General features: G+C 70.1%; 20 protein-coding genes and 1 riboswitch. Of the genes, 5 read left to right on the top strand and 15 right to left on the bottom strand.

What is annotated here, in order from left to right; translation table 11 throughout:
* Positions 1-74: 74 nt before the first annotated feature.
* From OHA88_RS18410 to OHA88_RS18420, 3 genes are all read right to left on the bottom strand, one after another.
* Positions 75-245, bottom strand: coding sequence for a hypothetical protein (locus OHA88_RS18410; protein ID WP_328626323.1), 171 nt, complete (start codon positions 243-245; stop codon positions 75-77).
* Between the two features lie 127 nt (positions 246-372).
* Positions 373-834 carry a molybdenum cofactor biosynthesis protein MoaE gene (locus OHA88_RS18415; protein ID WP_326605679.1) on the bottom strand — a complete coding sequence of 154 codons (462 nt, stop codon included), beginning with the start codon at positions 832-834 and terminating at the stop codon, positions 373-375.
* Positions 835-972: 138 nt separating this feature from the next.
* Positions 973-2,115, bottom strand: a complete 1,143-nt coding sequence (locus OHA88_RS18420) for an SDR family oxidoreductase (protein ID WP_030915547.1) — start codon at positions 2,113-2,115, stop codon at positions 973-975.
* Positions 2,116-2,305: 190 nt separating this feature from the next.
* On the opposite strand from OHA88_RS18420, the gene OHA88_RS18425 reads away from it, so the two are divergent.
* Together OHA88_RS18425 and OHA88_RS18430 are read left to right on the top strand one after the other, a co-directional pair.
* Positions 2,306-3,763, top strand: coding sequence for a zinc-dependent metalloprotease (locus tag OHA88_RS18425; RefSeq protein ID WP_328626324.1), 1,458 nt, complete (start codon positions 2,306-2,308; stop codon positions 3,761-3,763).
* Positions 3,760-4,314 (top strand): NUDIX hydrolase, encoded by a 555-nt coding sequence (locus OHA88_RS18430; protein WP_328626325.1) that lies wholly within the window; start codon positions 3,760-3,762, stop codon positions 4,312-4,314. Before OHA88_RS18425 ends, OHA88_RS18430 begins: the two co-directional genes overlap by 4 nt.
* A 67-nt stretch (positions 4,315-4,381) precedes the next feature.
* Here OHA88_RS18430 and OHA88_RS18435 read toward each other — a convergent pair whose 3' ends face one another.
* From OHA88_RS18435 to OHA88_RS18450, 4 genes are all read right to left on the bottom strand, one after another.
* On the bottom strand, positions 4,382-5,137 hold the full coding sequence (locus OHA88_RS18435; RefSeq protein WP_328626326.1) for an AIM24 family protein: 756 nt from the start codon (positions 5,135-5,137) through the stop codon (positions 4,382-4,384).
* 19 nt (positions 5,138-5,156) lie between these two features.
* Entirely contained in the window at positions 5,157-5,837 is a 681-nt protein-coding gene (locus tag OHA88_RS18440; RefSeq protein WP_267002097.1) for an AIM24 family protein, read from the bottom strand.
* Positions 5,838-5,848: 11 nt separating this feature from the next.
* Positions 5,849-7,456, bottom strand: coding sequence for a TerD family protein (locus tag OHA88_RS18445; protein WP_328626327.1), 1,608 nt, complete (start codon positions 7,454-7,456; stop codon positions 5,849-5,851).
* 107 nt (positions 7,457-7,563) lie between these two features.
* A complete protein-coding gene (locus OHA88_RS18450) occupies positions 7,564-8,187 on the bottom strand; it encodes a M48 metallopeptidase family protein (protein ID WP_326605674.1) in 624 nt (207 codons plus the stop codon).
* Positions 8,188-8,457: 270 nt separating this feature from the next.
* On the opposite strand from OHA88_RS18450, the gene OHA88_RS18455 reads away from it, so the two are divergent.
* On the top strand, positions 8,458-9,633 hold the full coding sequence (locus OHA88_RS18455; RefSeq protein ID WP_328626328.1) for a ThiF family adenylyltransferase: 1,176 nt from the start codon (positions 8,458-8,460) through the stop codon (positions 9,631-9,633).
* A gap of 41 nt (positions 9,634-9,674) precedes the next feature.
* Positions 9,675-11,141 (top strand): ABC1 kinase family protein, encoded by a 1,467-nt coding sequence (locus tag OHA88_RS18460; protein ID WP_328626329.1) that lies wholly within the window; start codon positions 9,675-9,677, stop codon positions 11,139-11,141.
* 28 nt (positions 11,142-11,169) lie between these two features.
* Here the strand turns inward: OHA88_RS18460 and OHA88_RS18465 are convergent, their stop codons facing one another.
* From OHA88_RS18465 to OHA88_RS18485, 5 genes are all read right to left on the bottom strand, one after another.
* Entirely contained in the window at positions 11,170-11,373 is a 204-nt protein-coding gene (locus tag OHA88_RS18465) for a hypothetical protein (protein ID WP_267002107.1), read from the bottom strand.
* A gap of 166 nt (positions 11,374-11,539) precedes the next feature.
* A complete protein-coding gene (locus OHA88_RS18470; RefSeq protein ID WP_030915517.1) occupies positions 11,540-11,863 on the bottom strand; it encodes a hypothetical protein in 324 nt (107 codons plus the stop codon).
* A 32-nt stretch (positions 11,864-11,895) separates the two neighbouring features.
* Entirely contained in the window at positions 11,896-12,264 is a 369-nt protein-coding gene (locus OHA88_RS18475) for a WhiB family transcriptional regulator (protein ID WP_030915514.1), read from the bottom strand.
* Between the two features lie 172 nt (positions 12,265-12,436).
* Positions 12,437-12,763, bottom strand: a complete 327-nt coding sequence (locus OHA88_RS18480) for a hypothetical protein (RefSeq protein ID WP_328626330.1) — start codon at positions 12,761-12,763, stop codon at positions 12,437-12,439.
* Positions 12,764-12,929: 166 nt separating this feature from the next.
* Complete coding sequence (locus OHA88_RS18485) at positions 12,930-15,134, bottom strand: ATP-dependent DNA helicase UvrD2 (RefSeq protein WP_328626331.1); 2,205 nt, start codon at positions 15,132-15,134, stop codon at positions 12,930-12,932.
* Positions 15,135-15,338: 204 nt separating this feature from the next.
* Here OHA88_RS18485 and OHA88_RS18490 point away from each other — a divergent pair, with 204 nt between their 5' ends.
* Complete coding sequence (locus tag OHA88_RS18490; protein ID WP_030915506.1) at positions 15,339-15,581, top strand: mycoredoxin; 243 nt, start codon at positions 15,339-15,341, stop codon at positions 15,579-15,581.
* Positions 15,582-15,734: 153 nt separating this feature from the next.
* On the opposite strand, the gene OHA88_RS18495 is transcribed toward OHA88_RS18490, so the two are convergent.
* The 3 genes from OHA88_RS18495 to OHA88_RS18505 all read right to left on the bottom strand — a co-directional run bounded on the left by OHA88_RS18495 (position 15,735) and on the right by OHA88_RS18505 (position 19,220).
* Positions 15,735-16,601 carry a bifunctional 5,10-methylenetetrahydrofolate dehydrogenase/5,10-methenyltetrahydrofolate cyclohydrolase gene (locus OHA88_RS18495; protein ID WP_328626332.1) on the bottom strand — a complete coding sequence of 289 codons (867 nt, stop codon included), beginning with the start codon at positions 16,599-16,601 and terminating at the stop codon, positions 15,735-15,737.
* Between the two features lie 39 nt (positions 16,602-16,640).
* Positions 16,641-16,737: riboswitch (ZMP/ZTP riboswitch) on the bottom strand.
* Positions 16,738-16,836: 99 nt separating this feature from the next.
* Positions 16,837-17,781: an NAD(+) diphosphatase gene (nudC, locus tag OHA88_RS18500; RefSeq protein ID WP_267002114.1), complete on the bottom strand. Its 945-nt coding sequence runs from the start codon at positions 17,779-17,781 to the stop codon at positions 16,837-16,839.
* Positions 17,782-17,825: 44 nt separating this feature from the next.
* Positions 17,826-19,220, bottom strand: a complete 1,395-nt coding sequence (locus tag OHA88_RS18505; RefSeq protein WP_328626333.1) for a dipeptidase — start codon at positions 19,218-19,220, stop codon at positions 17,826-17,828.
* Positions 19,221-19,227: the final 7 nt, after the last annotated feature.

Here is a 19,227-nt window from a genome sequence, read left to right on the forward strand (position 1 = left end):
CGTCGTGCTGTGCCGAGTGGCGGGGGTGTCGGCGCCGGGATGAGGATTGGCGACTGCGTACGTTCGGTGGTGCGTCAGGCAGCGTCGGAACCGGAGTCGGTTCTCTCCATCGCTTCACGGAACCGGGCATATCCGGCGAGTTCGGTGACATCACCGGTCGTGCGATTACGGGCGGCCCAGCTTCCCCATATCGCAGCACCGAAAGCAGCGAAAAGCGGAATCAGCAACCAGGCGAGTGCTGCCATCACTACCTCCCCACGCCATGAGCGACCGCAACGAACCGATCAGCAGATTAGTCTTCTGCAGATCCAACGCTCACGGCAGGGGTGCGGTTACGCAAATCGGGGCCGATGTCGCCGGTCCGGTTTGCGCTCAGCAGGCGCCCACCCACTCCTCCGTACCGTCGGAGAACCGCTGGTGCTTCCAGATCGGAACCTCGTGCTTGAGGTCGTCGATGAGCTTGCGACACGCCGCGAATGCCTCCGCACGGTGCGGGCAGGAGACGGCGACGACCACAGCCAGGTCCCCGACCTCCAGCTCACCCACACGATGGACAGCTGCCAGTGCCCGGACCGGGAACTCGGCGACGACCTTCTCGGCCACCCGGCGCATCTCGTCCTGCGCCGACGGATGGCAGGAGTAGCCGAGCCCGCCGACGTCCTGGCCGCCGTCGTGATTGCGCACCGTGCCGACGAAGAGCGCCGTGCCTCCAGCGGCGTCGTCCCCGGCGGCGCGGAAGATCTCGTCGACGGACAGCGGCGTGTCCCGGATCTCCAGCAGCCGGATCGGGTCCTGCGCCGCCTGCTCACCGGGGTGGTCATGGGTGGGTGCCATGGCGCCCATGGTGCCGCACGGCACCGACATCGCGGAATAGCGCTTTCCACCGGCGGGCCGCCGGCCGCCTTGGAGCCTCCTACAGCCACCGGGGCGCCCGGCCCGGTCCTGCCCGGACACACCGCGGCCGGACACGTCTCAGATGCGGCGGCGGGCCTTGCGGGCACGGCGGACCAGGGCGGCGGTGCCGAGCAGCGCCACGGTCGCACCGGCGGCGCCGGCCGCGGTGGCGTCCTTGCGGCCGAGCCTGCGCCCCGCGACGGTGTGGCGGCCCTCGACCTCTTCGAGGAGGGCGGCGAGCACTTCCTCGTTGGTCCACCCGGGACGCCAGCCGGCGTCGTGCAGACGGCTCACGCTGACCACCCAGGGGTGCATCGTGTACGCGAGATCTCCCGCCGGGGACGGGGTGAGGCCGATCCGGTGCAGCCGGGCGGCGGCGCCGAGGGCGACCGCGGAGGGCAGTTCCATCCGGCGGACGCCACTGAGCTCCTCGACCTCCTGCTGTTCCAGCCAGCCGTCGCAGCCGACCGCGAACTCTCCGTCGATCTTCTCCAGCGCGGCGTACTCCAGGGCCGTGACCAGGTCGTCGACATGGCAGAACTGCCAGGTGGGGCGCGATCCGGCGACGACCAGGAGGCGCGGCGACTCGAAGTAGCGGGTCAGCGCCGTGTCCGTACCGCCGACCAGGACAGTGGGGCGGACCACGGTCACGTTGAGGCCGGGATGGGCGCGGGGTGCGCGACGCCCGAGCCGTTCGATCTCCAGGAGGTCGCCGACGCCGGTGGCCTCCGCCGTGGCACGCAGTTCGGCGTCCTCGGCGAGCGGGATGTCGTTGTCGGGAAGCGCCCCGTAGACCATCGCCGAGGTGCAGAGCACGACCCGGTGGACCCCCACGGCCGCGGCGGCCGTCAGCACGGTCTGGGTGCCGCGGACGTTGTACGCGGTACGGGCGGCGGGGTCGGTCTCCAGGTCGAGATCGAGTGCCAGGTGGACGACGACGTCCGCGCCGCGCAGCTTCTCGGCGATGGCGGGATCCCGTACGTCGAGGATGTGCCAGATCGCCTCGGAGACCTCGCCGCGGCGCTCGTCGATGGCGATGACCTGCTTGATCTCCTCGGAAGCCGCGAGGCGCGCGGTGAGCAGCTCACCGACGCCGGTCGCGGCACCGGTGACCGCGACGACGGGGCCGCGGCTCTTGGAGCGGCTCTTCGAGGGTTTGCTCTCGGGCGAAAGGTCGGCCAGGTTTCGCGCTGCGCGAACCTGAGGATCTGGGGAACTCACCGGGCGTCTCCAGCGGTTGTCTTCAGTACGTACCCGAATGACGCGTACGTACCAGGTGGCGTCCATCCTGCCGCAGGCCGGGAGTCGGCGGAGCACTGAGGCCCCGAGCGGGCTTGGTGTCTACGCTGGATGGTGATGTCGGGCAGTCGCCGTCGGTTCGAGCCGGCGGCCCTACGAGCCGAGGAAACCCGTGAGTGACACCCCATTCGGATTCGGCCTTCCGCCGGAGGAGCCGGAAGACGGCGACGAGGGCAAGAAGAAGGACCCCGCCGGAGGTGGGCAGGGTTCGGGCGGGCCTGCGAACCCGTTCGGCTTCGGGCCGGGCGCGGGCGGGGACAACCCGTTCGCGGCGATGTTCGGCACGATGAACCCGAACGACCTGGGAGCCGCCTTCCAGCAGCTCGGCCAGATGCTGAGCTACGAGGGCGGTCCCGTGAACTGGGACATGGCCAAGCAGATCGCCCGCCAGACGGTCGCCCAGGGCACCCCGGACGGCACGAAGGACGCGAGCGTCGGTCCTTCGGAGCGGGCCGCGGTCGACGAGGCGCTGCGGCTGGCCGACCTCTGGCTGGACGGCGTGACGTCGCTGCCGTCCGGTTCCGTCTCGACCGTGGCGTGGAGCCGTGCGGAGTGGGTCGAGGCGTCCCTCCCCGCCTGGCAGAAGCTGGTCGACCCGGTGGCTGAGCGCGTCGGCCTCGCCATGGGCGATGTGCTGCCCGAGGAGATGCAGGCGATGGCGGGCCCGCTGATCGGCATGATGCGGTCGATGGGCGGCGCGATGTTCGGCCAGCAGATCGGGCAGGCCGTGGGCGTGCTGGCGGGCGAGGTCGTCGGCTCGACCGATATCGGACTGCCGCTGGGCCCGGCCGGAAAGGCCGCGCTGCTCCCGCTGAACGTCGAGAGATTCGGCAAGGACCTGAGCGTGCCGCAGGACGAGGTGCGGCTGTATCTCGCCCTGCGTGAGGCCGCCCACCAGCGGCTCTTCGCCCATGTGCCGTGGCTGCGCTCGCACCTGTTCGGCGCGGTCGAGGGGTACGCGCGCGGCATCAAGGTCGACACCAGCAAGCTGGAGGACGTGGTCGGCCAGTTCGACCCGTCGCAGCCCGAGCAGCTGCAGGACGCCCTTCAGCAGGGCATGTTCCAGCCGGAGGACACGCCGGAGCAGAAGGCCGCGCTGGCCCGGCTGGAGACGGCGCTCGCGCTGGTCGAGGGCTGGGTCGACGCGGTGGTGCACGAGGCCGCGAAGGCCCGGCTGACGTCGGCCGACGCACTGCGCGAGACGATGCGCAGGCGGCGCGCCTCCGGTGGTCCGGCCGAGCAGACCTTCGCCACGCTGATCGGCCTCCAGCTGCGGCCTCGGCGGCTGCGGGACGCCTCGCGGCTGTGGGCGTCGCTCACGGACGCACGCGGTCTCGACGGTCGTGACGCGCTCTGGGCGCACCCGGACATGCTGCCGACCGCCAACGACCTGGACGACCCGGACGGGTTCGTGCACCACGAGCAGCTGGACTTCTCCGAGCTGGACAAGATGCTCGGCGAGGCCGCGAAGGGTACCCAGACGCCCGCGGACGACCAGCGCGACACCGGTGACCGGGGCGACGCGGACGGCAAGGGCGGCAGCGACAGCAAGGACGACACCGACCAGTGAGCCTGTACGACGACGCAGTCCTCGTACTGAAGAAGTACGAGTCATCGGCCGACCCGGACCAGGAGCAGCTGCGCCAGGTCTATCTGGACCATCTGTCGCGGCACCCGGACGGCATGTGGAAGGCCTGCGGGGCCGGGCATCTGACGGCCAGCGCGCTGGTCGTCGATCCGGAGCGCGGCCGGGTTCTGCTGACGCTGCACCGGAAGCTGCAGATGTGGCTGCAGATGGGCGGGCACTGCGAGCCCGAGGACGGGACGCTGGCTGCCGCGGCGCTGCGTGAAGCCACCGAGGAGTCCGGCATCAGCGGTCTGACCCTGCTGTCGGGCGGCCCGGTGGTGCTGGACCGGCATGCGATCCCGGCACCCTGTCACTGGCATCTCGATGTGCAGTACGCGGCACTGGCTCCGTCGGGCGCCACGGCGCAGATCAGCGACGAGTCGCTGGATCTGCACTGGTTCCCGTACGACGAGGTGGCCGAGGTGGCCGACGCCTCGGTCGTACGCCTGGTCGCGCGCACACGCGCGGCCCTGGAGAACGGCCGGCAGCTGTAACGGACCGCAACGGGTAAGGGGCGGCCTCCCAGGAGGCCGCCCCTTACCCGTGTCCATGCGGTGCGGCTCAGTTCCAGGCGTTGTTCTGGTTCTGGCCGTGCGCTCCCTGCTGGCCCATGCCGTACTGGGCGCGCAGGCCCTGTCCGATCTGGGCGCTCTGCGGGGGCAGCACCTCGCTGGGCTGGACCAGGGCGAAGCCCTGTCCGAGGAAGCTCAGCTCCCAGCCCTCGCCGGTGTTGCCGCGCCGCCGCCAGACCCCGGAGGAGTGCGTCTGGGCCTGCATCTGCACCCGCAGCGAGCTGGACCAGGCGATGATCGCATCGGCGTCGACATTGACGTACTTGTCGGGTGTGACCTGCATCATCAGCGGCTGGCCCGAGGTCATCAGGGCGACCTTGCCGGTGCCGGAGATGTTGAGCTGGTACTTGCCGGTGCCCGAGATGCCGTACTGGCTGTCCACGGCGATGACCTCGGTGTGCAGCGACGAGTCGAGCGCCAGGACGTAGGCGCTGTCCACCGTCATGCCGTCGTGGTCGACGTCCACGACGTGGACGTACTGCGCCAGGTTGGCGAGGTAGACGGTGCCCTGCCCGGAGCAGCGCATCAGGTCGAGGCCCTCACCGGTGGTCGCGCGGGCGCGGCGCTGCCCGTGCGACTGGTACTCGCCGTCGAACTCCATCAGCCCCTGGTAGGCGACCATGGCGCCCTTGCGGGCGAGGACGTCGTCGCGACCGGTCAGCGAGACCCGCAGGAGCTGCGGGTTCTGCACGGTGTACCGCTCCTGGGACTGCTGTTCCGTGTAGCTGAAAAGCGGACTCTGCATGGTGTGTTCTCCCTCCCCCTCAGTTCCGGATCCGCAGGCGGTCCGTACTGTCCTCGCTCGGCTGGACGACGACGATGCCCTGGCCGGAGAACGCCATCTGGTACGCCTCGCCGCTTCCGCGCCCGATGAGCGACGAGGCCTTGAAGCTGCGCTTGCCCTTCACCTTGAGGTTCGGGGACCACGCCACGAGGGCGTCCGGGTCGACGTAGGTCTCGTCGTCGCCGCGTCCGCAGTCCACGACGATCGGCGTGCCGCGCGAGGTGATGGCGACCCAGCCGGTGCCGGCGATGCAGACGTTCCACAGGCCCTGGCCGGCGAACTTGGCCAGCCCCTTGACCCGCTCGACGCCCCAGGTGAGGTGGCCGTCGAAGGCCAGGACGTTGGTGCCGTTGACCGAGAGCGAGTCGTTGTTGAGATTGATGACGACCACATCGGCGCCGTAGTCGGCGAGGTAGAGCAGCCCGTCACCGGCGCACTTCATCAGGGGCGCGCCCTCGCCGGTGATCCACTGGGAGGCGATCTGACGGACGGCGGGCGGATTCGGTTCGTACTGGATGAAGCCCTCGTACGACACCATCGAGCCGGTACGCGCATAGAGGTCCTGGCCGGTGGCCATGGCGACCTTGAGCATCGTGCGGCCGTGGTTCTCCATCCGGGCCGTGACGGGGGTCGGGGCGAAGCCCGCGAGTTGCTGGTTCATGACGGGCTCCCTCAGACCTCGTAGGGCTGGACGACGATGAAGTTGCCGGGCGCTCCCCGGAACTGGAGGTTCACGGTCTCTCCGCTGTGCCCGGGGTACGCGTTGCGGCGCAGTCGGACCTGGCTGGAGATGATCACCTGGGACGCCGACGACCAGGCCACGATGGCGTTGCAGTCGGCGAACGTGGTCGGCGTGACCGGCAGGACGACGGGAACCCCGTGGGTCTTGACGATGACCGTCCCGGTGCCCTGGAACTGCATGGTGAACAGGGCGCCACCAGGGATGCCGTGGCCCTCGATCCTGCGGACCTCGTGCTGCAGCGACTCGTCGAAGGCGAGAACGCTCTCCGCCGAGACGCAGATGCCGTCGCCCTGGAGCTCGATGGCGTGCAGATGGGAGCCGTCCTCGGCGAGGAAGACCTGCCCGCGGCCGGTACAGCGCATCAGCTGCATCTCCTGGCCGGTGGCATTGCCGACGATGCGGCCGGCGAAACCGGCGCCCTTGTAGCTGAAGTCGACCTTGCCCTGGTACATCACCATGGAGCCCTGGCGGGCGAGCACCGGCGTACCGCCCATGGTGAGGTCGACCCGCATGAGCTGCTGGTTCTGCGGGGTCCAACGCTGGCCGGTGGCCGTCTCCTTGTACGGCTGGAGCGCGGCCTGCAGGCCGGCGCCGGCCGCCTGCGGCACCCCTTGCGGTACGCCCTGGGGCATGCCGGGGGGCTGCTGCCCGTACGGAGCCGGAGCCTGCTGCCCGTAGGGGGCGGCGGGCACGGGCTGGCCCGGGACCTGTCCGAACTGCGGCTGCTGGGGCGGCTGGCCCGGCTGTCCGTACGGAGCCGGGGCGGGCGCGGGCGGTGGCACGGTGCCACCCATCGGCGCCATCGGCGCCGCGATCGTCGGCGCGGCATGCATCTGCTGCTGCGGGGTGGGCGCCTGCGCGGCCGGGGCCCCGAAGGACGGGGCGGGCTGCGGGACTTGGGAGGCCTGCGGGGCGGCCGGAGCACCGAAGGACGGGGCCGGGGCGGTCGCCTGCGGCGGCGGGGCGAACGACGGGGCGGCTGCCTGCTGCTGCGGCGCGGCGGGCGCCTCCTCGGCGACCTCACCGCCGAAGTTCTTCAGCAGCGCGTCGAGGCCACCGTCGAAGCCCTGGCCGACGGCCGCGAACCGCCAGACGTCCTTCAAATAGAAGTCGCCCAGCATCACCGCACGCTCGGTGGTGAACTCGGAGCCGGTGAAGGCGTACCTGACGACTTCCTCGCCACCCGCGACGATCCGGATGTACCCAGGACCGACCTGCGACATCTGCCCCGCACCGTCGATGGTCGCGGTGAACGACAGCTTGTGGATGTTCGCCGGAATGCGGTCCAGAGTGACGCGGAACGACTCGGTGTCACCGGCCTGGGCGCCGAGGAGCTGAATGGACTCCTCGGGCGACTTCGGCTGATTGAAGAAGATGAAATACCGGTCGTCGGAGAGCTGCTCGTTGGCATCGAGGCCGAAGCAGCTGATGTCAAAGGTCAGTCCCGGGCCGGAGATCTGCACACCTACGTACAGGTCCGTCCCCGGCGTGAGATCGCTGATCTTGGCCTTGTGGCCGCGTTGGAATTCCCTTGCCATGCGTAACGACCGTCCCCCATCCCGAATGTGAATGCGTCGCGCCAGGCTAGCCGCAAACTCCGACATTGAGCTGAGTCGGTACACACCCGGTACAGAATCACCGAACGTCACTCGCTTCGGGCGGCCGGCAGATGCGGCAGCCGGTCGGCCGCCACCACTCCTTCGAGGTAGCCGCGAGCCCGCTCGGTCCGCGGGTACGCCTCCAGCAGCCGCCAGAACCGCGGACCATGACCGGGGACCAGGAGATGCGCGAGTTCATGGACGAGCACGTAGTCGACGACGTACTCCGGCATGCCCTGCAATCGGTGCGACAGACGGATGCTTCCCTCCGCCGGTGTACAGGACCCCCATCGGGTGTTCTGATTGGTCACCCACCGCACCGACACGGGTCTGGCCCGGCCGTCGAAATACAGGTCGGACAACCGCTCGGCACGCTCGGCGAGTTCGCTGTCACCGAGGATGCGCTTGCTCTCCTGGGCGGCGAGTTTGTCGAGCATCACGCTCACCCAGCGCTGCTCCTCCGCCTCCGACATCCGGGCGGGGATCAGCACGATGGTGCGGTCGCCCTCCCGGTACGCGGAGACCGTTCTGCTGCGGCGGCTGCTCCTGCGGACCTCGACCGCGCTCGTCGCCGAGACGCGGGGCGGATGGCTGGCCGCGCTGCGCTGATGATGTCCGGCGCTGCGCGCGGGGGTCTCGCCGGCGAAGCCGGGTGACGGGTCGGCGGGCACGCCACGACGTTACCCGCTGTCAGTGGGGGAAGTCCCGCCCCCAGGGCGGTTGACGCTTGATCCACTCCACGGCATGCACCAATTGAACGACTAATGCCCCTGCCTGTGGATAACTTTCTGCACGTTTCGATGCCTGCCTGCATTCTGGCAACGGATCTCGCGAAGCTCCGCACACAGAGACCGCAGAGCGACCGCAGAGAGATCACACAGAGATCGCACACAGACCGCACCGACGCTGGACAGCACGACGGACAGAGACCGGGGGAGACCATGCATCCGATGTTGAAGCCCGCACTGCGCCGCGCCTGGCGTGGCAGGGACACCGTGCAATTCGGAGTGACACGCGCTCACGCGGTGAAGCTCGGTCCGGTGGATATCGCCACCGGAAGTTTCCTGGAACTGCTCGACGGAACGCGCGGCCTGCCGCTGCTGCGCGAAGAGGCACGGGCCCTGGATCTCTCGGATCATCAAGTGGACACACTGGTGAGGCGCATGGCGAACGCGGGGCTGATCGACGACGTACGGGCCGGCGGCCCGGAAGCCGCAGCGTTACGGAACCGGGCCGACGTCCTGGAGCGGCAGCGCCCCGACCTCGCGTCGCTCTCGGTCATCCACCCCGAACCGGGCGGCGGGATGCGCAGGCTGGCGGCCCGCCGTGCGATGCGGGTCCAGGTGAGAGGCGCCGGCCGGGTCGGTGCGGCAATCGCCGCGGTTCTGTCCGGGGCCGGAGTGGGCCGGGTCGAGGTCCTGGACGGCGGAGTCACCGAGCCAGCCGACATCGCGCCGGGCGGCCTTCCGGCAGCGGCGGTCGGCGAGCGCAGGGACACCGCAGCCCGGCAGTTGGTCCGCCGCTCGGCCGTCGGCTCCACTTCGCGGGCGACGGGGACGGCGGACGCCGCGGCGGGTGGCACGTCAGCGGGTGGCCCAGCTGCGAGTGGTGGGCCCGCGCTGTCGTTGGTCGTGGTCGCCCCTCGGGACGGTCTCGCGGTGTACGCCCCCGACCCCCGCGCCGCCGAACCGTGGATCGCGTCGGGCATTCCTCATCTCTATGCCGGGGTGATCGAGGCCACCGGTGTGGTCGGCCCCCTGGTCCTGCCCGGGGGTACGGGCTGCGCGGGATGCCTGGCGCTGACCCGCACGGACCGGGATCCGCAGTGGCCAAGGATGCTGACGCAGTGGCGGTCCGGGCGACGCAATGCCGTGCAGGCGTGCGACCTGGGGCTCGCGACAGCAGTGGCCGGTCTCGCCGCAGCCCATGCGCTGGCTTTTCTGGACGGCGAACTGCCCGCGAGCACGGGGGTCAGGTGGGAGGCTGCTCTGCCGCTGTTGGACTGGAGGTCGGAGCAGGTCGGGGCGCACCTCGACTGTTCCTGCGGGGCGGGTGGGCACACTGAGGGGGAGCGCACCTCTGGGCTCGGCACGACGCAGGACACAATGGCCGGGTAACCGCCGCACGCGGCACGGCAGTCTGGGATTTGGAGGGGCGTATGTCTGATCTACCCCGGAAAGCGGTCACCCGTACCGCCAAGTTGGCCGCACTGCCACTCGGCTTCGCCGGCCGGGCCACGTGGGGTCTGGGCAAGCGGATCGGCGGCAGGTCTGCGGAGATAGTGGCCCGCGAGCTCCAGCAGCGCACGGCGGACCAGCTGTTCAAGACACTGGGGGAGCTGAAGGGGGGTGCCATGAAACTCGGTCAGGCCCTGTCCGTCTTCGAGTCGGCGCTGCCCGAGGAGGTTGCCGGGCCGTACCGGGCGGCGCTCACCAAACTGCAGGAAGCGGCGCCCCCCATGCCGACCCGCACCGTCCACGGGGTGCTGGCAGAGCGGCTCGGTGAGGACTGGCGGGAGCTGTTCCTCGAATTCGAGGACAAGCCGTCGGCCGCCGCATCGATCGGGCAGGTGCACCGGGCGGTCTGGCACGACGGGCGCGAGGTCGCGGTGAAGGTGCAGTATCCGGGCGCCGGGGAGGCCCTGCTCTCGGATCTCACCCAACTCAGTCGTTTCGCCCGGATGCTCGGCCCGCTGATCCCCGGGATGGACATCAAACCGCTCATCGCGGAGCTGCGCGACCGTGTGTCGGAGGAGCTGGACTACGAACTGGAGGCGCGGTCCCAGCAGGAGCACGCCAAGGAGTTCGCGGACGATCCCGATGTGGTGATCCCGGGCGTGGTGCACCAGTCGGACCAGGTGCTGGTGACGGAGTGGATCGACGGTGTGCCGCTCTCCGAGGTGATCACGGACGGCACGCAGGAGCAGCGGGACCGTGCGGGCCAGCTGCTGGCCCGATTCCTGTTCTCGGGTCCGGCGCGCACGGGCCTGCTCCACGCGGACCCGCATCCGGGCAACTTCCGGCTGCTGCCTGCGGGAACAGAGGACGGCGAGGCCGGGCAGTGGCGGCTCGGGGTGCTGGACTTCGGCACGGTGGACCGGCTGCCGGGCGGTCTGCCGCAGCCGATCGGGGACTCGTTGCGGCTCACGCTGGCGGGTGACGCCGAAGCGGTGTACGAACTGCTGCGCGAGGAAGGCTTCGTCAAGGAGTCGATCGACCTCGACCCGAATGCGGTACTCGACTATCTGCTGCCGATCATCGAGCCGGCGCAGGTGGAGGAGTTCACCTTCACCCGGAGCTGGATGCGCAATCAAGCGGCTCGGATAGCAGATCTCCGCTCCCCCGCCCATCAGCTGGGCAAGCAGCTGAACCTGCCGCCCGCCTATCTGCTCATACACCGGGTGACGCTGAGCACGATCGGAGTGCTGTGTCAGCTGGGTGCGACGGTGCGGCTGCGGGACGAACTGGAGTCCTGGGTCCCTGGGTTCCTGCCGATCGAGGATCTGTCCGTCGAGGACCTGGCCGTCGGGGACCTGGCCGTCGAGGACCTGCCGATCGCGGACCTGCCGATCGCGGACCTGCCTGAGCAGGAGCAACGGGTGGGCGACGCGGCAGCCGAGGCATAGGTCCCGGGACCGGGCCTGGGCGGGCCTGTCACCACCAGGGCGAGTCGAGGCGGCCTTCGATCGCCCTGATATGGCTGCGGGCGCAGTTGTCACAGAAGTACTGGCGTCTGCCGTTCTCCACGGAGCAGACCCAGGTCGGCGGCGCGTACTCGCTGTCGGCGGCGGTGCCGCACCGGGCGCACACCACGACATGCGCGCCCGGTTGTGCGGGGTGATGAGTCTCCTCGTTCACCTCGTGACGATAACTCCGTCCCCGCGGCGCGGCACGTCACCACACAGCACGACCGCGGGGCCGGTCCGTTCGGACCGGCCCCGCGGAAGGGGTACTGACAAGAGGTAGTGATCGCTGCCGGGCAGAGCGGCTGTCCGGCAGCGGGTGGAGCGGTTCTTCGGCCTGACTAGTGCATGACCGCCATGGCCAGCGCGCGGCGGGCGCGCATCGAAGCGCGCTCCGCCCGGCGCTGCATCCGCCGGGCGGAGACCAGGCGCACGGCCTGGCGCTCCGCGTCGGCTTCCCTCAGGCGGTCGTGCATATGCGCACGAGCCAGAGCTTCTGGGATGAGTTGCATTTCACGGGTCCTGTTCTGACGCGAGTCGTTCGCGCCGATGCTTGTGACGTTCGGTGTTGCGGAGCCGACGGGCTCATTCGTGGGGACGGACATTGGTGCCTGATTTCGGGGATCGTGGGTTCGGGGACGGTCGATGGTTCCGATGCGCTTCATGGGTTTGGGGGCCGTGACCTCCAGGCCGGCGATCACGCCGCGACCGGGTTCTTGCGCGGACGGCCACGCGGCCGCTTGCGAGCGACGACGACGCCCTGGATGAAGAGCTCGCCACCCCAGACACCCCACGGCTCGCGGCGCTCCTTGGCGCCGGCGAGGCAGGCCTCGACGAGCGGGCAGGTGCGGCAGAGGGACTTGGCGTACTCGACATCGGCCGGCGACTCGGCGAAGAAGACCTCCGGGTCGTAGGAGCGGCAGGGGACGGGCACGCCGAGGTTCTCGATGGCGTCGTCGAGCGCGGTGAGCGCAGTGAGGGGGATCAAGGTGGAGTCCTCCGTGAGGCCGGGCGGGGGGATCGTTTCGGAAGGCGGTACGGACGGGGCGTGCGCTTCGAGTTGCACGGTGGTGGTGTCCTCGTCTGGTCGTTCCGGCCGGTCGGCCGGGTGGCTGTTGGTACCGGGTGCTGCTTGTCCCGAGGCGCCTCTTCGCTGTGTCGTCCGTTTGGACAAAACAAAAGGGCCGCGGATCCCGAGTGGGGTTCCGCGGCCCTGAAGGCGCCGGCCTGATGGTCCATCAGGCTGGATCGCTCCAGGGTTCAGGCCCACGGAAGGCCCACATCTTGTGGTGGTGCGTCGTCTGCTGCTCGGCTCCGGCACCGACTGCCGCAAAGGCATAGGCCGCCTTGGCCTGTCCCTTCGCTACTGCTGCCGTCGGTGCCTGGGCCGGTCGCTCATTGCGCTCCCGCACGGGGAGGCTCGCCAGGGACAGCGGGCTGACGGCGGAAATGCCGGACAGACCGGTGCCACGCAGCGAAGATTCCGAAGAGCAGGCGAGGCCGAGCGAGCAGGCGGAGACGACCGACAGATCGGTCATTTTGTTGGTCTCGATGATGCTGATCACGACAATCGCCTCCTCTCGGCGTCTCGGGGGGACCGGGCTTGCCGGTCCTGCGTATTCGGATAAGTACAGCACGGGGTGAGGGCTTCAGAGAAGTCGCTGTTCCCGTGGTTAAGAACCTATGGTGATGACTGGGGCGGGCGCAAACTATTTTTTCGACGAGTTTTTCTCACACCTCGTCGTCGTCTCCTCCGAGCCCCTCGTCTGGGTCCTGGCCTGCGCATATGGCCAGCACGGCGGCGCCGAACCGGTCCAACTTCCGGACACCGACCCCGGAGATTCCCGCCAGTTCACCGTCGCTGCCCGGGACCGCCTCCGCGATCGCGATCAGCGTCTTGTCGGTGAACACGCAGTAGGCCGGCTGGCCGATCTCCTTGGCCTGTTCCGCGCGCCAGTCGCGCAGCCGTTCGTAGAGCGCCTCGTCCATGTCGGAGGGGCAGTCCTCACAGCGCATCAGCTTCATCTCGCCCGCGTCGGTGAGGGTCCTGCCGCAGACCCGGCACAGGGCGGGGCCACGGCGCCTGCGCTTGGCCACCGCCGGCCGCTCGATGCCTCCCCCGGCGCTTCCCCCGGTGCCGGCCGCGCCGCGGCCGCCGCCGAGCGCCGCCGAGCCGGGGCGCAGCCCGTTCAGGAAGCGGCTCGGGCGCCGTCCGCCGCGGCTGCCGGGCGACCGGGACAACGACCAGGACAACGAGAGATGGAAGCGTGCTCGGGTGACGCCGACGTACAGCAGCCGGCGCTCCTCCTCGATCTGCTCGTCGGTCTTGGCGTACGTGATCGGCATCATGCCCTCGGTCAGCCCGACCAGGAACACGGCGTCCCACTCCAGGCCCTTCGCCGAGTGCAGTGATGCCAGCGTGATTCCCTGGACCGTGGGGGCGTGCTGGGCTGCCGCCCGCTCGTCCAGCTCCGCCACCAGGTCGGAGAGCGTCGCCCCCGGCTTGGCCTGTTCGAAGTCCTCGGCCAGCCGGACCAGGGCGGCCAGGGACTCCCATCGGTCGCGCACCGCCCCGGAGCCGGCGGGCGGCTCCGTGGTCCATCCCTTGGTGGAGAGCACCGCCCGCACCTGCGAGGGCAGCCCCTCCGCGTCGTCGAGCAACGAGTCGTTGCCCCCGGCACGGGCGGCGCCGCGCAGGGCGACGCCCGCCTCCCGTACCTCCGCGCGCTCGAAGAAGCGCTCCGCTCCCCTCAGCTGGTACGGCACGCCCGCGTCGGACAGGGCCTGCTCATACACCTCGGACTGGGAGTTGACCCGGTAGAGCACGGCGATCTCGCCGGCCGGGACGCCCGCAGCGATCAGATCGCGGATCCGGCGGGCGGTGCCCTCGGCCTCGGCGGGCTCGTCCGCGTACTCCGTATAGGCCGGCTCCGGCCCCCGCTCCCGCTGCGAGACCAGTTCGAGCCGGTGCTCGGCGGCGCGGCCGCGGGCCTGGCCGAGCACGCCGTTGGCGAGATGGACGACCTGGGGCGTGGAGCGGTAGTCCCGAACCAGCTTGACCACGGTCGCGTTCGGGTGGCGGGTGCGGAAATTCAGCAGGTGGTCGGGGGTAGCCCCGGTGAACGAGTAGATCGTCTGACCGGCGTCCCCGACGACGCACAGGTTGTCCCGGTCGCCGAGCCAGAGGTCGAGGAGTCGCTGCTGGAGCGGGCTGACGTCCTGGTACTCGTCGACCACGAAGTGCTGGTACTGGCGGCGGACATGGTCGGCGATGTCATGGCGGTCCTGGAGGATCGCGACGGTGAGCAGCAGCACATCCTCGAAGTCGATCACCGAGCGGTCGCGCTTCAGCTGCTCGTACATCGCGTAGATCTGGGAGATCTCGGCCGGATCGCGCGGGGCGTCCCGCTGGGTCTTGGCGACCACGGCCGGGTAGTCGGCGGGCACGGTCTGGGTGACCTTCGCCCACTCGATCTCGCTGGTGACGTCCCGCAGCTCGTTGCGGTCGAGCCGGATGCGGCAACGGGCGGCTGCTTCGGCGACCAGCTGGACCTTGCGCTCCACCAGCCGCGGCAGATCACCACCGACTGCTTTCGGCCAGAAGTACTGGAGCTGTCGCAGGGCGGCGGAGTGGAACGTCCGCGCCTGCACCCCTGCCGCGCCGAGCTGGCGCAGCCTGCCCCGCATCTCGCCCGCGGCCCGGTTGGTGAACGTGACAGCCAGCACACTCGTCGGCTGAAGTATCCCGGCACGCACCCCGTACGCGATGCGGTGCGTGATCGCTCGCGTCTTGCCCGTACCGGCTCCGGCCAGCACACACACCGGACCGTGCAGGGCCAGGGCGACCTCGCGCTGCTCGGGGTCCAGCCCGTCGAGCACGGCGTCCGCCGACTCGGGGACCCGGGGGAAGAGAGAGGAATGCGTTGCTGATGTCACCCCGCCATGCTGCCAGGTCGGGAGAGGCGGACGCGGAAGTTGTCCACAGGGGAGCGGTATCCGTCGTATTAATGCAGGGGCGGCTGCGGGAATGGCGGCCAGGTCACGTACGTTCCACTCCCTGCGGGGGGCACCTTTCCAGCTTTTCCGCCGGACGCGGCAACGCAACGTGACGAGACGAACGAGACAGAGGAGCGGGAAAACATGCCGGGCACTGTGACGATGTACAGCACCACGTGGTGCGGTTACTGCCGTCGGCTCAAGGGCCAGATGGACCGCGAGGGCATCACGTACAACGAGATCAACATCGAGCAGGACCCGGAGTCCGCGGCCTTCGTCGAGAAGGCCAACGGGGGCAACCAGACCGTTCCGACCGTGCTCTTCTCGGACGGTTCGACGCTGACGAACCCCTCGCTGGCCCAGGTGAAGCAGAAGATCGGCGTCTGATCGCGCGCGCTTGCGCTCTTCGCGCCGGCGCGAAGTGCCAGGGCTAAGAGCCCGCACGAAGGGCCGGCACCAAGAGCCCACGTGAACGCCCGCTGCCTTCCGGTCGCCCCGGAGGACGGCGGGTGTTCGCGTACCCGGAAGCCGGGCTTCGGGTCACGCCACCGCGACGCCGAGCTGCCGGACCGCCGCCGCGACCGTCTGCTCGAGGAGCACCGCGATGGTCATCGGTCCGACACCGCCCGGGACCGGGGTGATCAGCCGCGCCCGCTCGACGGCTGTCTCGAAGTCGACGTCGCCGACGTTGCCCTCGTTGTAGCCGGCGTCGATCACCACGGCGCCCGGCTTGATGTCCGCACCGGCGATGAAGCGTGGCTTGCCGACCGCGGCGAGGAGGACGTCCGCCTCCCGCACGATCGACGAGAGGTCGGCCGTCCGTGAGTGGCAGTACGTCACGGTGGCGTCCCGGCCGAGCAGAAGCATCCCGGCGGGCTTGCCGAGGATGGCGCTGCGCCCCACGACGACCGCCTGCTTTCCGGCGAGGTCGACGTCGTACTCGTCCAGCAGGCGGATGATTCCGCCGGGCGTGCAGGAGACGAAGCCGGGCAGGCCGAAACTCATCGTCGCGAACGAGTGCATGGTGACCCCGTCGACGTCCTTGGCCGGATCGATCGCTTCGAAGGCGGCGCGTTCGTCGATGTGCGGTCCCACAGGGTGCTGGAGCAGGATGCCGTGGACACCGGGGTCGGCCGACAGTGCGGTGACCGCGTCGACCACATCCTGTGTGGTGGAGGTGGCAGGAAGGGCCACGTGCCGCGACTCGATGCCTGCGCTCTCGCACCGGCGACGCTTCATCCGGACGTAGGTCACCGAGGCCGGGTCTTCCCCGACCAGCACCGTCGCCAGGCAGGGTGCCTTCCCGGTGCGCAGCCGGAGTTCGGCTGCCGTCGCCGCGCTGGTTTCGATGATCCTGCGGGCGAGGGCGGTGCCGTCCATCGGACGGGCTGTCTGGATCTGGGCCACGTTTCGCTCCTGGGTGTCACGAGGATCGCGAGGATCACGGTGTGTCGCCCAGGCGCACGGCATCGACGGTTGTCGAGAGTCTCGTCGGACCGCTCCCCGGTGGTGCTCCACCTCAGCGCCAGTCACGGCCCGGGGCCAGATTAGTGCGCCGTCGTCTCTTCGGGGGAGAAACCGGCGCGGTCCTGAAGGCGCGACCGGGCCACGCACGCCCCGGTCGCGCGCCGAGCAGCGCGCGTCAGCCGACGCTGCCCGGCCTCGGGAGCGGCTTGCCGTACCAGAGTTCGATCAGACGTGCCGCGATCGAGATGCCGAACGGCGGCAGGACCTCGCCCGACTCGAAGGCCGCCGTCAGGTCCTCGCGGGAGAACCAGCGGGCCTCCTCGATCTCCTCGCCGTCCACATTGATCTCCGACGAGGTGGCCCGGGCCATGAAACCGAGCATCAGGCTCGACGGGAACGGCCAGGGCTGGCTGGCGATGTACTCGACCTCGCCGACCGTGACGCCCGCCTCCTCGAACACCTCGCGGGCCACGGACTGCTCGATCGACTCCCCCGGCTCGACGAAGCCCGCGAGCGTCGAGAAGCGGCCTTCCGGCCAGTGCACCTGACGGCCCAGCAGAGCACGGTCCTGGTCGTCCGTGACCAGCATGATCACTGCGGGGTCGGTGCGCGGGTAGTGCTCGGCGCCGCAGGCCTGGCAGCGACGGATGTGGCCGGCCGCCGCGATGACCGTGCGTTCGCCGCAGCGGGAGCAGAAGCGGTGCAGCCGCTGCCAGTTCTCCAGCGCCACCGCGTGCACCATCAGCCCCGCGTCGCGGGGGCCGAGCAGCAGTCCGGCCTCACGCAGGCCGGCCGGGCGGGCAGGCTGGTCCATGCGGCCGGGCAGGGAGTCCTTCTGGAGCGCGAAGTAGCTGACGCCGTCCTCGTCGGTGCCGAGGAAGTAGCGGTGGGTCTCGGTGACCGGAGCCTCGAAGGCCGGGGTCATGACGATCTCCGTACCGCCGTCGGCCGTGTCGTCGATCAGCACCTGCCCGCCCGAGACCACGAAGACGCGGGTGGTCGGGTGGCTCCAGGCGGCGGAGAGCCAGGCCTCGTCGAGGCGGTGGTGCGCGGCGCGGTCGATGCCGCTGGGCGCGGTGAGACCGATGGGCCGGTCTGTCGCGTTGTCGAAGGTGCTCACAGGTGCTTCCTACTCCCCCGGGACGGTTCGGGTGTTCAGAGGATTCAGCGGAGTGCGGCCGACAGCTCGCCCCACAGGTGGGCGGTGGTCTCCACGCCCTTGAGCAGGAGATCGAGTTCGACCTTCTCGTTGGGGGCGTGCCAGCCGTCGGACGGTACGGAGATGCCCAGGAAGAGGACGGGTGCGCCGAGCACGTCCTGCAGGTCGGCGGCGGGTCCCGAGCCTCCTTCGCGGGTGAAGAGGATCTTCTGGCCGAAGGCCCGTCCCATGGCTCGGGCCACGGCCTGCAGGGCGGGGTGGTCCAGCGGGGTCAGGCAGGGACGGGTGGCGGGGGCGAAGGTGATCCGGTGGCGGATGCCGGCCGGGAACCGCGCCTCGGCCCAGACGCGGACGGCCTGCTGGACGTGGTCGGGGTCCTGGCCGGCGACCAGCCGGAAGCTGATCTTCACCAGGGCGGAGGACGGAATGATGGTCTTGCTTCCGGCACCCTGGTAGCCGCCGCCGATGCCATTGACCTCGGCGGTGGGGCGCGCCCAGATGCGTTCCAGCGTGGAGTAGCCGGCCTCGCCCGTCGTGGCCTGCGACTTGGCGGAGCGCAGCCAGGTGTCCTCGTCGAAGGGGAGCTCGGCGAAGAGGGCGCGCTCGGTGTCGGTGAGTTCCGTCACGCCGTCGTAGAAGCCGGGGATCGCGACCCGTCCGTCCGCGTCGTGCAGCGCGGCGACGAGGCGGGCCACGGCGGTCGCCGGATTGGGGACGGCGCCGCCGAACGACCCGGAGTGGATGTCCTGCTCGGGGCCGTACAGCTCGATCTCGCACTCGGCGAGGCCGCGCATGCCCGTGCAGACCGTCGGGGTCGTCTCGTCCCACATGCCGGTGTCGGAGACGATCACGGCGTCCGCCGCCAGACGCGCCGCCTGCTGCTCGACCAGGGAGCGGAAGTGCGGGGAGCCGGACTCCTCCTCGCCCTCGACGAGGAGCTTGAGGTGTACGGCGGGGGTGGTGCGGCCGGTGGTGGCGAGGTGAGCCCGGACGCCGAGGGTGTGGAAGAACACCTGGCCCTTGTCGTCGGCCGCGCCGCGCCCGTACATCCGGCCGTCCCGGATCACCGGTTCGAACGGATCGGTGTCCCAGCCGTCCTCCCGGGCTGCGGGCTGCACGTCGTGGTGCCCGTAGACGAGGACGGTCGGAGCGTCCGGGTCGTCGGACGGCCACTCGGCGAAGACCGCGGGCGCACCTGCGGTCTCCCAGATCTCCGTGACCGGGAAGCCGGTCTCCTTGAGCTTGGCGGACAGCCACTCGGCGCTGCGTCGTACGTCTCCGTCGTGCTCCGGCTGGGCGGAGACGGAGGGGATCCGCAGCCACTCGGCGAGGTCGTCGAGGAAGGCTGTGCGGTGCTGCTCGGTGTACGTACGGACGGCGCTGTCCGGTGTGTCGCTCATGGTCTTG

The organism is Streptomyces sp. NBC_00353 (assembly GCF_036108815.1).
GTDB lineage: Bacteria > Actinomycetota > Actinomycetes > Streptomycetales > Streptomycetaceae > Streptomyces.

What these genes read in the sequence shown, in the direction of transcription:
- OHA88_RS18415 (WP_326605679.1), bottom strand. Translation starts at nt 834, where the DNA reads ATGGCACCCACCCATGACCACCCCGGTGAGCAGGCGGCGCAGGACCCG.
- OHA88_RS18410 (WP_328626323.1), bottom strand. Translation starts at nt 245, where the DNA reads ATGGCAGCACTCGCCTGGTTGCTGATTCCGCTTTTCGCTGCTTTCGGT.
- OHA88_RS18435 (WP_328626326.1), bottom strand. Translation starts at nt 5,137, where the DNA reads ATGCAGAGTCCGCTTTTCAGCTACACGGAACAGCAGTCCCAGGAGCGG.
- OHA88_RS18460 (WP_328626329.1), top strand. Translation starts at nt 9,675, where the DNA reads ATGTCTGATCTACCCCGGAAAGCGGTCACCCGTACCGCCAAGTTGGCC.
- OHA88_RS18440 (WP_267002097.1), bottom strand. Translation starts at nt 5,837, where the DNA reads ATGAACCAGCAACTCGCGGGCTTCGCCCCGACCCCCGTCACGGCCCGG.
- OHA88_RS18455 (WP_328626328.1), top strand. Translation starts at nt 8,458, where the DNA reads ATGCATCCGATGTTGAAGCCCGCACTGCGCCGCGCCTGGCGTGGCAGG.
- OHA88_RS18445 (WP_328626327.1), bottom strand. Translation starts at nt 7,456, where the DNA reads ATGGCAAGGGAATTCCAACGCGGCCACAAGGCCAAGATCAGCGATCTC.
- OHA88_RS18505 (WP_328626333.1), bottom strand. Translation starts at nt 19,220, where the DNA reads ATGAGCGACACACCGGACAGCGCCGTCCGTACGTACACCGAGCAGCAC.
- OHA88_RS18490 (WP_030915506.1), top strand. Translation starts at nt 15,339, where the DNA reads ATGCCGGGCACTGTGACGATGTACAGCACCACGTGGTGCGGTTACTGC.
- OHA88_RS18470 (WP_030915517.1), bottom strand. Translation starts at nt 11,863, where the DNA reads ATGAAGCGCATCGGAACCATCGACCGTCCCCGAACCCACGATCCCCGA.